At 45.0% G+C, this 17,130-nt stretch carries 12 protein-coding genes; 8 read left to right on the top strand and 4 right to left on the bottom strand.

The features are described 5' to 3' along the window. The first annotated feature begins 318 nt into the window (after nt 1-318). From JGK07_RS07040 to JGK07_RS07015, 6 genes are all read left to right on the top strand, one after another. On the top strand, nt 319-1,524 hold the full coding sequence (locus JGK07_RS07040; RefSeq protein ID WP_293176628.1) for an EAL domain-containing response regulator: 1,206 nt from the start codon (nt 319-321) through the stop codon (nt 1,522-1,524). Nucleotides 1,525-2,017: 493 nt separating this feature from the next. Next, the gene (locus JGK07_RS07035) at nt 2,018-2,440 is read left to right on the top strand and encodes a DUF202 domain-containing protein (RefSeq protein ID WP_293176630.1); all 423 of its coding nucleotides are present in this window, start codon (nt 2,018-2,020) and stop codon (nt 2,438-2,440) included. Nucleotides 2,441-2,619: 179 nt separating this feature from the next. Next, nucleotides 2,620-3,021 carry a DUF202 domain-containing protein gene (locus tag JGK07_RS07030; protein WP_293176632.1) on the top strand — a complete coding sequence of 134 codons (402 nt, stop codon included), beginning with the start codon at nt 2,620-2,622 and terminating at the stop codon, nt 3,019-3,021. 570 nt (nt 3,022-3,591) lie between these two features. Next, entirely contained in the window at nt 3,592-5,076 is a 1,485-nt protein-coding gene (gene gltD / locus JGK07_RS07025; protein WP_293225151.1) for a glutamate synthase small subunit, read from the top strand. Between the two features lie 167 nt (nt 5,077-5,243). Next, nucleotides 5,244-6,602, top strand: a complete 1,359-nt coding sequence (locus tag JGK07_RS07020; RefSeq protein WP_293225149.1) for a P-loop NTPase fold protein — start codon at nt 5,244-5,246, stop codon at nt 6,600-6,602. Continuing rightward, complete coding sequence (locus JGK07_RS07015) at nt 6,586-8,244, top strand: tetratricopeptide repeat protein (protein WP_293225147.1); 1,659 nt, start codon at nt 6,586-6,588, stop codon at nt 8,242-8,244. Before JGK07_RS07020 ends, JGK07_RS07015 begins: the two co-directional genes overlap by 17 nt. Nucleotides 8,245-8,246: 2 nt before the next feature. Here the strand turns inward: JGK07_RS07015 and JGK07_RS07010 are convergent, their stop codons facing one another. The 4 genes from JGK07_RS07010 to JGK07_RS06995 all read right to left on the bottom strand — a co-directional run bounded on the left by JGK07_RS07010 (nt 8,247) and on the right by JGK07_RS06995 (nt 15,211). Continuing rightward, nucleotides 8,247-8,609, bottom strand: a complete 363-nt coding sequence (locus JGK07_RS07010) for a transcriptional regulator (protein ID WP_293225145.1) — start codon at nt 8,607-8,609, stop codon at nt 8,247-8,249. Nucleotides 8,610-8,804: 195 nt separating this feature from the next. Next, nucleotides 8,805-11,390, bottom strand: coding sequence for a primosomal protein N' (gene priA / locus JGK07_RS07005; RefSeq protein WP_293242036.1), 2,586 nt, complete (start codon nt 11,388-11,390; stop codon nt 8,805-8,807). 575 nt (nt 11,391-11,965) lie between these two features. Further along, a complete protein-coding gene (locus JGK07_RS07000) occupies nt 11,966-14,071 on the bottom strand; it encodes an ATP-binding protein (protein ID WP_293176646.1) in 2,106 nt (701 codons plus the stop codon). 120 nt (nt 14,072-14,191) lie between these two features. Further along, nucleotides 14,192-15,211 (bottom strand): ABC transporter substrate-binding protein, encoded by a 1,020-nt coding sequence (locus JGK07_RS06995; protein WP_293189179.1) that lies wholly within the window; start codon nt 15,209-15,211, stop codon nt 14,192-14,194. Between the two features lie 701 nt (nt 15,212-15,912). Between JGK07_RS06995 and JGK07_RS06990 the strand changes: the two genes are divergently transcribed. Further along, nucleotides 15,913-16,857 (top strand): fused MFS/spermidine synthase, encoded by a 945-nt coding sequence (locus JGK07_RS06990; RefSeq protein WP_293176650.1) that lies wholly within the window; start codon nt 15,913-15,915, stop codon nt 16,855-16,857. Nucleotides 16,858-16,896: 39 nt separating this feature from the next. Beyond that, nucleotides 16,897-17,067, top strand: a complete 171-nt coding sequence (locus JGK07_RS06985) for a YqaE/Pmp3 family membrane protein (RefSeq protein ID WP_293205156.1) — start codon at nt 16,897-16,899, stop codon at nt 17,065-17,067. Nucleotides 17,068-17,130: the final 63 nt, after the last annotated feature.

Genomic DNA, 17,130 nt, shown 5'->3' with positions numbered 1-17,130 from the left:
TAGGTTGAGATTGTTTGCAGACGATCGCTCTAGTGGCACAATCAGTTTAGCAGTTATTCAGGGTGCTGCTAACTGTCGATCGCCTAAAATTAAGTTTAGAGATTTATTAACTAACCTCGTAATAATACGGACGGCGCTAAGTAAGCAGAGAAACATTAATCAAGTTGTCCTTGGAAAATGAGGGTTTTTCAGGGGCGTCTGCTATTTTTGTCGGAAAATATTCCGCTGTGAAGTCGATCGAGCTGTGCGTTCTCAGCTATTCTCACACCGATCGGGTTCAACTACAGGGTCAATTATATCGCTTTCAGGGAATGACATATGAACAAGATTCTAGTGATTGAGGACGATAGAGTAATTCGCGAGAATATTCTCAAACTCCTCAAAGCTGAAGGTTTCGACGTGACGGGTGCAGAAAATGGAGCGATCGGCTTAAATGCGGCGGTGTCAAATCTTCCTGACGTGATTCTTTGCGATGTAATGATGCCGCAACTTGACGGCTATGGGGTGCTGGCGGCATTGCGATCGCATCCTGTTACTGCTACAGTACCTTTTGTGTTTCTGACTGGTAAAGCCGAGCGCTCTGAAATGCGCCAAGGCATGGAATTGGGAGCTGATGATTACCTGACTAAGCCTTTTACTAAAGCTGAACTTGTGGGCGCCGTATCGAGCCGCTTGAAAAAACAAGCAGCTTTGGCCAAACAGCAGAGTAATTTGCGATCGGAAAGCAACGAATTGCTGCAAGAAGCCGCAGATAAATTAGAGCAGATAAAAACAAATCTGTGCGGCGCCCTCGATCGAGAAGAATTCCAAGTTTACTATCAGCCGCAGATCGATGTTCAGACGGGTCAAATTATGAGCGCCGAAGCCTTAGTGCGCTGGCTGCATCCAGAAAAAGGGCTGATTTCGCCCGCCGAATTTATTCCAGATGCTGAAGCAACTGGTTTCATCGTACAATTAGGCGAGTGGGTTTTGCAAACAGCTTGCAGGCAAATGCAACTTTGGCAAAACGCTGGTTTTTCCTTGCAGCAAGTAGCGGTAAATCTGTCGCCGCGCCAATTTAACCAGGCGAATCTCAGCAGCAGAGTTGCCGAAATTTTAGCAGAAATTGGTTTAGCACCGAGCAGTTTGGAATTAGAACTCACCGAAAGTATGATGGTGAAGGATGCCGAAAGTGCGATCGCTACTTTGCAACAATTGAAAGATTTAGGAGTTTCTATATCTATTGACGATTTCGGCACAGGCTATTCTTCCTTAAGCTATCTGACACAATATCCCTTCGATGTTTTAAAAATTGACCGCTGTTTTATCAGCAACATTACCGATGGTTGCACAAATGCAGCGATTGTGAAAGCGATTATTGAAATGGCGCACAGTCTCTGTCTTGAAGTAGTTGCCGAAGGAGTTGAAACAGAAGCAGAAAGAGATTTTCTCTGGCGCTACGAGTGCGATGCTATGCAAGGATATTTGTTCAGCCCTCCCGTGCCGGCCGCGGATTTTGAGGAGTTGCTAGTAGAGGGGAAATAAGCTGTACTGCATCTAGATTGTGTATGCTGTTCGAGAGGGAGAGGACTATAACTGCTTCGCTCGGAGGGTAAAGAAAGGAGGAGAGAATTTTTGATGGTCATCGCAATATACAATTTAAATTCAGTACAGCTTACTTATCGGCTACTGCCACTCTTTCTGTCTCGATAAATATCAATAAAACCTTTGTAATTTTCTTTCTATCAAGACAGATAATGTACGAGTTTTGGGTAATAAATATTTATGATAATTTTAATAAAATTTTATGGTTTAAGCTGAGATAAACTGACTTAAAATGATAACATAAAATCTCTGCTTTAGCGCATACAAGTTCCCCCTGATATCAAATCCGATTCCATCGTTCTGTATTCATCTCTATCTTCCCTCTCTGTGCCCTCTGTGTTCTCTGTGGTTAAATCATTCCGATACAACCAGAAAAGAAGCTAAAAAAATAAATATTCCTCCAGGTTTCCAGCCAAAATTAAGAGTTCGATCTATGCTGTTACCATTTAAATCGCCAAAAGCAGATACGCAAAAAACCAAGCGACACAATCCCTCGCGGGTGCGCGATCATTTAGCAAACGAGCGCACTTATTTAGCGTGGATGCGAACAGCGATCGCCCTGATGGGTTTTGGCGTCGTCATCGTCCGCCTGCGAGCCTTCCACCCGCCTCTTTTGCCGACTCCGGGTAATGGCTGGAAGTTGGGTTTGCTGTTTTCTGTGGTGGGTTTGCTGACAGTGTTAATTTCCACTCAGCACTACTTTGCTGTGCGTCACGATATCGATTACGATACTTACGAACCTACGGACAGGTGGGTACTGCTGTTTAGTTTGGCGATCGTACTTTTGGGCATGGGAGTAATTTATTTTATCTTCTCAGTTCCCGGTACCGCAGCTAGTTTCATGAGTCCCGAATAATCCGAGTGTTTCCTAAATATATCTAAAAATATATAGCCTTTCTCAAAAAGATGAGGTATAACTGGCAGATCGTATAACCGCTTAGACGTATAGGGCTCGCATCCCAACAACGTACCTCATCTTTCGCTAGATCCGCTATATCTAAAAGTGCGATCGCCCCAGATATTTCCTTCAAGCCGATGACAGTAGACGAGGAAAAACTCAAGCAGGAAAATCTGTCAAAGGCGATCGATCGCTCTGCAAACGAACGAACCTTTCTCTCGTGGATGCGAAGTGCGATCGCCCTCATGGGTTTTGGCGTCCTGATCGTGCGGTTTCGCGTCGTGCAAATCCCCATACAGCACCGTCACGGCACGGGTTGGAAGTTGGGTTTAGTCTTCTCTCTGGTGGGTTTAGCAACCGTGTTAATCTCAACTAAACAATACTTTATTGTGCGCCGCCAAATTGATGAGAATACCTACGAACCGTCAGATGGGTTGATATTTCTCTTCAGTTTAGCTGTTGGGTTATTGGGGATGGGAGTAATTTTTTTTATTTTTGCAGCCGCCGTAAGTTCGCGCAGTTTTGTTATCCCCAATTGATTGCACAAAGCATTGATACCATCTCTAGTAAATCACCCGTCACAAAAAAGGTTCGTAGTCAGGACTTTAGTCCTTCTTCCTGAGGACTTTAGTCCTCCTTAAGAACCACTTTTATTATAAAAACTACTGGTATTATAGTATTTAGAGAGCAGCACGATGGGACTGCGCTGAAAAGTTGCCAGATGTGGGAGTATCAGCAATATTTGAGATATGGCACTATTCTCAATAAGTTATTGAAAAGCGGGCGGGACAGCCCACAATCAAATTAATTCTTTGTGGAACAGGCAAAACGCCTGTTGTTGAGAATAGTGCCATATATCCAAAAAATCGAACTCGACGCTTGAAACCACGTCAGAGTCAAACTCTCGTCTAGGCCAAGCAGACTAAAGAACAAACAGCGTTTTTGGGCCAGATGATGTGTAGCTAGGGCAATATAGAAGATTTCAGGTACGAATTGATCTATCTGAGGTGCGATCGCCCGCAATTTATATCACAATAGTTATTTCAGAAGCCTACAGGCCTCAGCTTTGACAAATTATCAGAATAGTAAATTCTAACAAAAACAGCACTATGGGAAAACCAACAGGCTTTATCGAATTCTTGCGCGAATTGCCCTCCGAACTCTCACCAGTCGATCGAATCCACAACTGGGACGAATTTCACCTACCGATGGAGGAAGACAAACTCCGCAGCCAAGGCGCGCGCTGCATGGACTGCGGCATCCCATTTTGCCACACGGGCAGCATCATCAGCGGCATGGCAAGCGGCTGCCCGATTAACAACCTCATCCCCGAATGGAACGACTTAGTATATCGGGGATTGTGGAAAGATGCCCTAGACAGACTGCACAAAACCAACAACTTCCCCGAATTCACCGGCAGAGTCTGTCCCGCACCCTGCGAAGGCGCTTGCGTGCTCGGCATCAACAACCCGCCTGTCACGATTAAAAATATCGAAGCGTCGATTATCGATAAAGGCTGGGATGAAGGCTGGATTACCGCCGAACCACCAGCTAAACGCACCGGCAAAAAAATCGCTGTTATCGGTTCCGGGCCCGCTGGTTTGTCGGCTGCGGCGCAATTGAACAAAGCCGGTCATTTGGTAACTGTATACGAAAGAGCCGATCGACCGGGAGGCCTGTTAATGTACGGCATCCCCAACATGAAATTGGACAAAGAACAAGTCGTGATGCGCCGCCTCAAAGTCCTCGAAGACGAAGGCGTAACATTTGTCTGCAACACCGAAGTCGGGAAAGACTTACCAGCCGAACAACTGCTAAAAGAATACGACTCAGTTGTAATCTGTACCGGCGCCACCAAACCCCGCGACTTAGGCATCGAAGGGCGGGAATTAAAAGGCATCCACTTCGCGATGGACTTTTTGACAGCCAACACCAAAGCAGTATTAGACAAGAGCACCAACGATAACTTCATCTCCGCCGAAGGCAAAGATGTGGTGATTATCGGCGGTGGCGACACCGGCACCGACTGCGTGGGCACCTCCATCCGCCACGGCTGCAACAGCCTGGTACAGCTAGAAATCCTGCCCAAACCGCCCTCGGAACGGGCAGCCAACAATCCCTGGCCGGAATGGCCGAAAGTCTATCGCTTGGATTACGGCCAAGAAGAAGCCGCAGCTAAATTCGGCGATGATCCGCGCGGCTATCTCACCACCGCCACGAAGTTCGAGGGCGACGAAAACGGCAATGTCAAAGCCGTACACACTGTTGAGGTGGAGTGGGCGAAAAACGAGAAAGGGCAGTTCATTCCCAAGCAAATCCCCGGTACCGAGAAAGTCTTGCCGGCGCAGGTTGTGTTGCTAGCGATGGGCTTCCTGGGCCCGGAACAACCGTTGCTGGATGCCCTGGGATTGGAACGCGACGCCCGCAGCAATGTGAAAGCCGAGCACGAAAAGTATACAACCAGCATTCCGGGAGTTTTTGCGGCGGGGGACTGTCGCCGGGGTCAGAGTTTGGTGGTTTGGGCGATTAATGAAGGGCGCGGCGTGGCCCGGGAGTGCGACCTTTATTTGATGGGTGAAACCGATTTGCCGTAGTTGATTGATGCGATCGATAGGTTCGTAGTAAGGACTTCAGTCCTTTCTTTGCTTGCGGACTAAAGTCCTCACTACGAACCTATTGTGATAAAATCGAATTAGATAAATAACATAATTTTGATACATTGTTCAGGTTGCCTGCAATACATCTACTAAATTAAACACCTATGACTACTCTTCCTATAAACCGCGCCACTACCCTCAAAACAGCCTATCAACTTTGTAATGTCGAACCCTTAGAAGGCGATGACCTCGATCGCTATTATGTTAACTTATCAGGCGTTCGCAAAACAACAGCGATCGCAAGTGTGAATACCCGTTTAGATTTTCAAGAAGCCGGAAAGTATACCACAATCCTGTTTACAGGACATCGGGGCTGCGGCAAAAGTACCGAATTGAAGCTAATTCAAAAGGAGTGGGAAAAAGATTATCGCGTCATTTATCTGGAGGTCAACGAAGAGACAGATATTAATGATGTCGGTTATACAGATTTTTATTTGATCACTATTAAGCAAGTTGAGTTTGAAATGCGTCGGCTGGGGCTGAAATTAGATCCTCGGCTGATGGAGAATTTTGAGGCTTGGTTTAAGGATGTCACCCAAGAAACAGAACGAAGTGTTGAAAGTTCCGTAAGTGTCGAAGGAGAAGTAACTTTGGGGCCAGAAGCTCCATTTTTAGCAAAGTTGTTAGTAAAGTTACTGGCACAAATCAAAGGTTCTGATAAGCAGAAGAAAACAATTCGCCAAACTTTAGAAAAAGATATTTCTCGCTTAAAAGCAGATATCAACTTACTGTTAAATGATGCTGTCAAAAAACTGCGGAAAAAGTTTCCCAGATATAAAGGATTTCTGATTATATTTGACAATTTAGACCGCGTTCCTCCAGAGGTAGCGAATCATTTATTTTTTGATTATGCGGCTCAACTTCAACAACTAGATTGTACTATCGTTTACACAGTACCCCTTTCAGTTCTTTCTTCTACTAAAAACCTCAATAATAATTTTGGCAATCCTCACATTGTCCCGATGGTCAATATCTATGAGTTTAATCGAGATGATTGTGACTTAAATTACAACCAAACAGGCTTAGATACTATTGCTAGTTTAATCGAGCGCCGGGTTGAAGTTGATAAAATCTTTGAGTCTCGCGAACAATTGCTGGAATTGGCAAAAGCCAGCGGTGGGCACGTTCGCCAACTCATGCAGATGATGCAGACGGCTTGTTTAACTGCCAGCACTAACGAGCATGATAAAATAAATGCTGAAGATGTTATTTATGCAATTAAACAAGAGCAATTTAATTTTGAGCGGTTTATTCCGCAAAGTCACTACCCAGTTTTAGCTGAAGTTTGTTTGACAAAAAATATTACTAAAGATGATGTCGGTCAATTAATGTTATTCAATACTTCGGTTTTGGAATACAACGGCAAAAATCGATGGAACTATCCGAATCCGGTAGTCAAGCAAAGTGAAGAATTCAAAAAAGCTCTTCGAGATGCGAGAGAATCTAATGTCAACCCAGAATAATAGAGATTTAGAAATTAGGCAATTTATATCGCGAAATCCGCAGGTATTTACTCAACTGTTGACGTTTGTTGATTTTTCGGATAAGTTTACAATTGGGTTTGTAGAAGTTAATTTTAATACGGAAGCTGATTTTCTAATTGAGGGATTGCAAAATCATCCGATTTCTCAAGAAACTCAATTTGAAGTTTTGAATTTTGATGAGAATTTGCGTTTCCTCCGAGATGAAATTATCAAAATTTTACCTACTATTCAGCGAGAACCCAATAAAAAATTAGTTTTAATTGTGCGGGGATTGGAAAAGTCGATCGGCAAATTTGGCGAATATCCTCCGGTTTTACAAGACCTTAATTGGGTGCGAGATGCTTATAAGAAAAGCGTTCCCCATCCGATGCTGTTTGTTTTGCCGGACTATGCGATTACTCGTTTGGCGAAGTTTGCAGCGGATTTTTGGGCGTGGAGATCGGGAGTATTTCTGTTTAAAACTACTCAAGCTACTAGAGATGATGCCGTTGCTAGGACTCTCGATTCGCAAAGAAGTTTTAGGACATTAGAAACGCCTGAAAAGCAAGAACGCATTGAACTTTTAGAGTCTTTGTTGATGGACTACAAGCCGAGTCATTCTGGAACAGAAAAAAATCCTAGTGGTTGCAGCAATATTTTACATCAATTAGGAGTTGCTTATCTCAGTCAAGGAAATCTGGTTAAAGCGAGGGAGTATTTAGAATCAGCCTTGGAGTTAACAAAGGAAAGTGAAAATTTATCGTTGCAAGCTGAAGTTTACAATGAATTGGGTGCGTCTTATCGGCAAGAGGGACAATTTTTGGCAGCAATGAGTGCCTATCAAGCATCGCTGGAAATTAGCCGCACGCTGGGAAACCGTCGCGGTGAAGCTAATGCTTTGTATTATTTGGGGAATGTCTGTCAGGATTTGCGAGAGTGGGAAAAGGCAACTGTTTTTTATCAGCAATGTTTAGCAATTGAACAAGCAATCGGAGATATCTACTCTCAAGCCAGCACCTACCAGCAGTTAGGATGGGTGGCAAAACAGATGTGGGATCTGACTGAAGCTGAAGGTTATTATCGAAAAGCTTTGGAGATTTCTAGCGAATATGGCGATCGCTCTGGGATGGCATATTCTTGGGGATGGTTGGGAGATATCGAGCGAAAACGTGGCAATTGGGATGAAGCTGAGCGACTTTATCGGCAATCTTTGGAAATGATGACAGAATTGGGCGATCGCTCTGGGATGGCATATTCTTGGGGATTATTGGGAGATATCGAACGAAATCGCGGCAATTGGGATGAAGCTGAGAGATTGTATCGACAATCTTTGGAATTAAGGACAGAATTGGGCGATCGCTCTGGTATGGCAACTTCGATCGGTTGTCTTGGAGAAAATGAACTCGGTAGAGGCAACCTAGATGCAGCAGAACCGCTGTTAAAAGAAGCTTTATCCAAAATGCAAGAACTAGGAATGACTTGGCATATTGGCGAAACTAACTACGATTTAGCACTACTTGAACGCCAGCGCAACAACCCAGAACTTGCCCAACAACATTACAACAGTGCCCATCAAATCTTTCAACAATTGGGAGCCGCGAAAGACTTAGAAAGAATCGAGAGAGAGTGGGAATCCGATTAATTTTACTCAAAAAATGCCCCAGGCGATAAATGAAATAACTCAGCTAATTTCTGAATTTGACTCACCGTCAGTTCCCTGTTACCATTCAAAACCTCAGCCACCAGAGACTCAGTAGAAAAAATATCAACCAAGTCTTTTTCTGAAAGCTCAGCTTCAACCATCAAAGCCTTAAGCAATTTAATCCCCTTCAGCACAGGCATTGGCTCATATTTTTGTTCGTAATCATAGACAAGAATACCCAGCACATTTAAGTAATCTCGGTCATCTTGTGTCAGTTTTCGGCGATCCAAAATAGAATTAATCCGATTTTGGGTAGCAATTAACTCAGCTTCACAACTAATCGGGCGCGGGGGAAAATTATTCATAATCTGATAGGCTTGGGAGAAGAAGACCGGGCGGTTGAAACCGCGTCTATACAGACAAAACCCGCCTCCGCGGGTTGAAGAGGCTACCGTTAAAATTTATGTTGTTTTCTTGAGTCCGCGGAGGCGGACATTGTTTGTGTAGACGCGGTTTCAACCGCCGTCTGATCTTTGCATCTCTCGCTTTTCCATCCCCAATCAACCAAAATTCAACGGATCGACATCAATAGTTAAACTAACAGAACGCGGCGCGCGTGAAGCGAAGCTATCCCGAAGGGAATCGCGCAACCCGACCAAATCCGACAAATCCAGTGACTCATCCACAGGTAACTTCAGCAAAATCTGCCACCGATAGCGGTTCGCCACCCGCATAATCGCCGCCGGTGCAGGCCCCAACATCTCGCAGCCAGTCACCGAAAGTCGATCGATATACTGTTGACAAACAGACGCCAATTGTACCGCAGTCACCGCCACCTCCGCCGCATCCACACTACTCAACCGCAACAAAATCAACCGCCCCGAAGGTGGATAATTCAGCGCCGCCCTTTCTGCTAATTCCGTCTCCACAAAACTTGTATATTCGTGCCGCCTCACAGCTTGAACCACTCGATGTTCGGGAGTGTAAGTTTGAATAATTACCCGCCCCGGATCGTCGCCTCTACCCGCACGGCCCGCAACTTGAGTTAAAGTTTGAAAAGCCCGTTCGCTGGCGCGATAATCCGATAAATTCAGCAATCCATCAGCAGACACAACTCCCACCAATGTAACTTGAGCTAAATCTAACCCCTTCGTCAGCATTTGCGTACCAAGTAAAATATCAGCTTCCCCATTCGCAAATTGAGTTAACAATCGGCGGTGATCGCCCTTATTTCTAGTAGTATCGCTATCAAACCGAATCGCCCGCAATTCTGGAAACAATCTCGTTAATTCCTGTTCCACTCGCTGAGTGCCGCTACCGAAGTTTTTGAAGTAAGGAGAACTGCATTCTGGACAATTTTGAGGATGTCTTTCCGTGTGGTTGCAGTAGTGACAGCGCAGGATTTCTGCTGTGCCTTCGCCGACCTGGTGATAAGATAGAGAAACATCGCAATTCGGGCATTCCATCACGTAGCCGCAACTCCGACAAGAGACAAACGTGCTGTGTCCTCGGCGGTGAATAAATAGGATGCCTTGCTGTTGTCTTGCTTGCAATTGTTCCAGGGCATTTTGCAAAGAAGTGCTGAAAATCGAGCGGTTCCCTTGCCGCAATTCTTGGCGCATATCGACTACTTCCACGGGCGGCATTGGGCGGGAATAAATGCGAGTTGGTAATGATAAATAATGGATAGTTGGTAACGAGTTATAATCTCGGCGCGTCCCTACTAATGTCTCTAAAGCTGGCGTTGCGGAACCTAAAATTAACGGACAATTTTCTAATTCGGCGCGCCATTTTGCAACCGTGCGGGCGTGGTAGCAGGGCGCTGGTTGGTCTTGTTTGAAGCTGCTGTCGTGTTCTTCGTCGAGGATAATTAAGCCGAGGTGCGGTAATGGTGCGAAAATGGCCGATCGCGTGCCGATGACAATTTGCGGCGTTCCAGTCAGCATCTGGCGCCATGTATCGTAACGTTCGCCGTCGGATAGGCCGCTGTGGTACACGCAAATTTGCTCGCCAAACCGGGCGCGGAATCTGTCTGTCAGTTGCGGTGTCAAGCCGATTTCCGGGACGAGCACGAGGGCGGATTTGCCGCTGGCGAGGATTGGGGCGATCGCCTGCAAATACACTTCAGTCTTACCAGAACCGGTAACGCCGTGCAACAGCACTTGACGGAATCCCGAAAAACTGTTAATAAACCCTAAAGCTTCAGCTTGAAAACGAGTTAAAGTTTTCGGTGCATCGGGTAATTGAGCAATTCCGCGATCGCCCCTGAGAACTTCCCTTTGATCGATGACAACGCTACCTTTCTGTTCCAAATTTTTGACAACCGAAGCACCCGCGCTGCAAATTCTCAGCAAATCATTCATCCACATTTCACCGCCGCCGCGCCGCAAAACTTCCAATACTTCTTGTTGGCGCTTAGTTAAATCCGTGACAAAGGCGCTGGGGATTAATATCACTGCCGGTTTGAGTTGTGGTTTCGGAGGATTGGGCGGTTCTAAATAACTTTCTACCCAACCGCGTTGCAATAAATCTTTCAATCCCCGATAACTTCCCTTGACTTGGCGCTGAAGGTATTGCCAAGTGTAATCGCCCTTTTTTTGAGCTTGCAGCAATTGCAAAATTTGACTGGCGGCGGGATTCAAAAATGTTTCGGCATTTGGAGAAACAGCATCTTTAATTAACCTAATCCGGCGCACTGAACGGCTTAACAAACCGGGTGGCAGCGAAGCTCTAATTACTTGAATTAATGTTGTACAATAATAAGCAGATACTCGTTCGAGCAATTGCCAGTAAGTAGGCGGAAAAAAGCCCGTACTGACAACATCTTCGACATCTTTCACCCGCCCCGGATCTAAGTCTGCCGGCAGTTGAGAAACGAACCGAATTGCGATCGCCCCTACCTGTTGGCTGCCAAAGGGTACACTCAAAATATCCCCCGGCTGCACGTTCAATTCCGCAGGTAAGCGATAGGTAAATAACTTGTTTTCCTCCCCCGGCGAGTCCCCCGCGCCCCTGAAAGGAGAGTCCACCAACACCTCGATCCACTGTGCCGATGTGGTGGGGCGTTGCGGCGGTTGGCTGCTACCGTAGGATGCCCCGGCCTCTGCCGCGGAGGGGGTTAATAAACCAAAAGTGACAGTAGACATAGGGTTTCACATCAAACTAGGAGGAGCCGCGGTCATAGGGAGTTTTTATTATCCCTCAGTTTAGCTTATTAAGACTAAAATCCCTGAAAAATCTCGCTTCTAACTTAGTCTAGATCCCCCTAAATCCCCCTTAAGAAGGGGGACTTTGAGAATACTCCTGTCCCACCCCCTACTCCCCTTTTTTAAGGGGGTTAGAGGGGATATAGATCCTAATAGTCAGACAGCAGAGTGATAATACATTCGCAGCTCAAATTGACACACTTTGCTCGCGGCGCCGTTTCATTAGCCGATATCTGTAAATTAGTCAACTAAAAATATAGCCTTTCTCAAAAAAGTGAGGTATGCCCGCTAGTCTTATGCGGGTGCATCTGGTTTTTGAAGCCTGAAGAAGCATGACCGCATATAAGTTATTAGTTATAATCCCATATTGACGGAGGTCATGCTTCGCCCCTACGGATATATTTGCCTTGCGCCAGATGCACCCTCTTATGCCCTATGCCCTATGCCCTATGCCCTATGCCCTATGCCCCATGCCCATTAGTACCTCATCTTTCTGAGAAAGGCTACAGCTTAGATTAACTGCGGGATTTCGCGATCGGAATCTCGATCGCAAATTCAGTCCCTTCTCCCACTGTCGATATGCACTCCAACCTCCCGCCGTGTTTGTCCACCACAATTTGATAGCTAATTGATAGCCCCAAACCTGTACCTGTACCCACTGGTTTTGTCGTAAAGAAAGGGTCAAAAATTTTTGTTTTCACTGCGTCATCTATTCCCGGCCCATTATCCTTAATACTGATTTTTACCAAATTGTTTTTTGAAATAAATGTACTAATTATAATCTGACCTTGAGAGTGAGCTTGATGTTTTTGGGAATCGTGATTTTCGGGATTGTGCAAAGCATATATAGAATTACTCAAAATATTCATAAATACTTGATTTAGCTGCCCCGCATAACATTCAATGAGTGGCAAATCTCCATAATCTTTGACAATCTCAATCTCCTTAAAATTGGGTTTGGCTTTGACAGCACTCTGTAAAATCAAAAGCGTGCTATCAAGTCCTTGATGAATATTCACTGGTTTGAGGTCTGATTCATCCAAGCGAGAGAAATTTCGCAAACTTAGTACAATTTCACGAATGCGATTAGTACCCACTTTCATTGAAGACAATATTTTCGGCAGATCCTCGCCGACAAACTCCAGATCGCTATCTTCAATCAAATCTGCAATTTCCGCCTTAGGATTCGGATATTCCTGCTGGTACAAATCGATTAAACTTAATAGGTTGTGACTGTAGGTACTAACGTGAGAAAGATTGGCGTGAATGAAATTAACAGGGTTATTAATCTCGTGGGCTACACCAGCGATCATTTGACCGAGGGAAGACATTTTTTCTGTTTGAATTAGTTGAGCCTGGGTTTTCTGTAAATCTTGCAGAGTTTGTTTGAGTTGTTTAGATTGAGCAGTAGCAGTAGCCGCAAGTTTATCCTTAAGTTCTAAAATTTGACGCATTTCTGCCTCAGCGTGCTTGCGCTTGGTGATGTCAAAGATTACTCCGTCAAGCCAGAGAAGATCGCCGTTTTCATTAAATATGCCTTGACCTTTGTCTGACACCCATCTCACAGTCTTATCCGCTCTAATAATGCGGTACTCGATGATATAATCCCGTTTTTTCAAGATTCTTTTATCGATAATCTTCTGTACCATTGCTGCATCTTCAGCATGGATGATACTGTTAAAACTTCGCACTCGATTGTCAATAAAATCGGTGGCGGAGTAGCCCGAAATATCTGCGATCGCATCACTGATAAACTCGATCGTCCAGTCGGCATCGAATACCCATCGATAAACCGCACCCGGGAGATTGGAAACCAAGCTTCTGAAACGTTTCTCGCTGTCTTGGAGCACCTCCGTATCAGACTGAATGCGATCGCCCATTTGGTTAAAAGCGGCCGCAATCTGAGCAAGTTCATCAGATCCTCCCAGTTGCGCGCGCGCGTCCAATTTTCCTTGGCTGAAGCTATTGCTCGCTGCTACCAGCCTCGCAGCCCGCCCTGTCAAGGTTTTATCAAAAAACAACCAGACAATTATGCAAAATACAGCTAACCCAATACTCGTTTCGGCCGATCGCTGCAAAGTATCTGCATAAGATTGCTGCTTGAATAACAAAATATCATACTCTACCAAAAGAATGCCGACTCTCGAAGGGCGAACTTCTCCCGGCTGGGCCCCCAACAAAACCGGATAAATTGCCCAGGTACTCTCTTTATTTTGAGCAAGCTTGACTTCTCCTGACATCTTTTCCCGAACTTTGAAAAATTCTTCTGGCAAATAGTTAGGTAACGAGATTTCGGCGATCGGGTGATTCCGCAATTCGTAACGGGTTGCCAAAATTACTCGGTTATTTTCATCACAAAGCAACGCTAAGCGGATATTTCGCTCGCTACCCAACTTGCTAATTGCGATTTCCACTTGCTCAACATCTCCTCTGCGGTACAAATATTCCAGCATTCCTGAGATTTGATTTGCAGAAAACTTTAAATCGTTAATTCCTTTTTCTTCTTGCCGCCGATACGACTGATGTACCTCTCGTTCAAAAGAAAATAAACCCAGCAAACTGCCGAAAGTCAACAGGATTAAAGGAATTGATAAACGTAGAGAAAAAGGGAATTGTTTCATAGTTAGAAATGATATAAATTTGAGTTCCTAGATTGTTGTTGCTAATTTCAACCCAAAATATGCAAATCAATAGTCACTTAAAACTCATATTTGTTCCCGACTAACTAGAATTATAATCGATCAATATTTCACTTTTTTGACCAATTTGTCGTCCAACAAAGGAGCAGGATTTACAGCTTTTGGCAGCAACTTGTTTTCTAGCATCACTTGAGACAATCGCTTGACGCCATTCAGCAATGACGGATCTGTTTTCCCTAGTAACTTTTGATTTTCTTGGAGGCTTGGACTGCTCAGCCCTTTTAAAGATTCTAAGAATTGTTCTGGAGTCACTCCTGTACGGGGAGCTATGCGACTAGCAGCATCCTGGGGATTTTTTGTCAAGTAATCTAGGGCGCGAAACCGACCGTCAACTAAAGCCTGCAAAGCCTTGGGCTGCTTGTTAATTACATCGTCGCGTACTATCAGAACATCGACAATTTCACCGGGGATTTGCGAACTATCAAACAGTTGTTTTGCGCCTACTGCTAGCAGCTTTGTCCGAGCATATCCAAAGGTAACAACAGCATCTACCTTTCCATCTTTAAAAGCTCGTTCATGTTCCGATACTCCTAAAGAAACAATTTTGATATCTTTAGGTGACATACCTTTTTGTTCTAAGGCACGGGTAATTATGAATGCTCCTAGTGCAGTAGATTCGACGCCTACTGGTCGGTTTTTTAAGCCTTGCAAATTTGGAATCTCTGGTTTGCCGAGAATCACATCCCCACCGTTAGAAAAATCCATTACAACTACAATCTTTACGTCGGGATTGGTTGCTGCCAATACCAAAGCTTGGTCGATGGATATGCCCGCTGCTTCAATTTCTCCATTTCGATAGGCTCGTACCTCTTCTGTACCTGAAGGGTAATCTACTAATCGAATAGGAGTATTGTCATAGTACCCTAAACTGCGAGCCAAGTACAGAGTTTCATAGCCAGGCCAAACATTGGCACCGACTCGCAAAGGGGCTTCTGCTTTCGTGCAACTAGCTAATATCACTGTACACAGGGTGACTGTCGCAATGCCAAGCATAAAGCTTTTTAGTTTCCGGCTCACTTTTTTCCAAAACTTGAGGTCAAACATCAGAAGATTTTTCAGCATATACTTAGGTAAGCTCCTGCTTATTGATTAGTAAATTATACTTGTTGGTCAGCACTTAAGTTCAGGTGGTGCGATCGCCAATATTGACCAATATATTCAATATAAACACCGATCGCCAACTTCTAGCAGCGACTTGAAAGTGAATAATTGCCCTGCAACAAATAACCTGTGACCAACAACTTTGTAGCCAACCTGCGTGGGTACAAGTATTAACACCAGTTTTATAAAGTTTTGCGATAAAAGTATTCGTAGGATGTGTCGCTTGCGATAAATTACTGGCATTGAATTGCAAATCTGATAGCGACGCACCTTACCCATCGGGTAGAGCAAGCCCAACAATTGTTTTGTAGCACGATTTGTTATAAATGATATGAATAGCATTGCGATCGAGTTTTGCGATAAAAGAAGTGTTGGGAAAGAGTGAAACGGATGATTATTTACACCGCAGAGAGTTTGTCAGGTGCGTCGCGGTGAGATTGTGGATATGCAAGTTGAGGTATCCCAATGCCAAATGCCCTGTTTGCCAAATGCCCTGTTTGCCAAATGCCCTGTTTGCCCAATGTCCATGAGTACCTCATATGGGAGATGGAAAGGCTATAACTCCCATGTGTCGATCGCACTTACACACCAGCGCCATTTTATGGTAGGAATTAATACTTGCGAGAAAATCGACACAGCAGTTCACATTGGGAGAGTATTGAATGTCAGGTAGCGAAGTCCGTGCAGACTTTTGGATGAGCGAGTACATTACCCCTTGGGATATTTACGTTCACGGCATCATCGGCGTGCTCGCTTACAAAAAAACTGCCTACCAGGAAATGTACGTAGTTCAAACCGGCACCTACGGTAAAGGCTTAGTTTTGGACGGCAAATGGCAATCTTGTACAGGCGACGAGTTTCTGTACCACGAACCCCTCGTGCACCCAGCCATGATTGCTCACGGTTCGCCCAAAAAAGTGCTAGTTCTCGGCGGTGGCGAAGGAGCTACAATTAGAGAAGTGTTGCGCTGGAAAAGTGTTGAAAAAGTAGTGATGGTAGATATTGACGGCGAAGTAGTAGAAGCTTGCCGCGAACACCTACCAGAAATGCACCAAAACGCCTTTGACGACCCCCGTTCCGAAGTAGTAATCGGCGACGCTTTGGACTATTTAGACAACACAGATAACGATTGGGATATTGTGATTTCCGACTTATCCGATCCCATTGAAGAAGGCCCATCTTTCCAGTTGTTTACCAAGGAGTATTTTGAGAAAGTCCGCAAAATACTGTCACCTAACGGGTATTTCGTAGTGCAAGCGGGCCCCGTTTCTCCAGCAGAAATGAAAATGCACGCCCGCATTGTCAACACCCTGAAATCGGTTTTCCCCAACGTTCAATCCTGCACCAGCTTTATTTCTACCTACGGAGCTCCTTGGGGTTTTGCGGTAGCTTCCAGCCAAGAAATAAACACGCGGCCAGAACCTGAAGTTACCGACAAATTGCTCGCCGACAAAACAATTGGTGGGTTGCGGATGTTAGACGGGATTACACTGTTGGGACTGATGCAAGTTCCCGGTCACTTACGAAAAGTAATCGCCGAGGAAACCGAAGTTTACACGATCGCAGCACCGCCTAAATTTTTCGGGAAAGGGTCTGTCGGTCAGTGAAGTTAAATTGAAAGAGAAAAGTCGTTTGGAGTAACTCACATGGGCAGTTTAATCCGCATAGTCGCTGCAATTTTTATTCCCCCGCTGGGCGTATTTTTGACCGTCGGAATTGGAGGTGATTTTTGGATCAACCTGGTTCTGACATTTTTGGGATTTATTCCCGGCGTTGTTCACGCTATTTGGGTAATTGCCAAGCACGATCGGGGCTAGGTTGATATCAAAAAGACCTGTAAGGGCGGGTTCACAAACAATATCTGTCAGCAGCGCAGGGAT

Source organism: Microcoleus sp. PH2017_24_DOB_U_A (assembly GCF_020738205.1).
GTDB lineage: Bacteria > Cyanobacteriota > Cyanobacteriia > Cyanobacteriales > Microcoleaceae > Microcoleus.
This window is presented reverse-complemented; position numbering and strand designations above follow the sequence as displayed.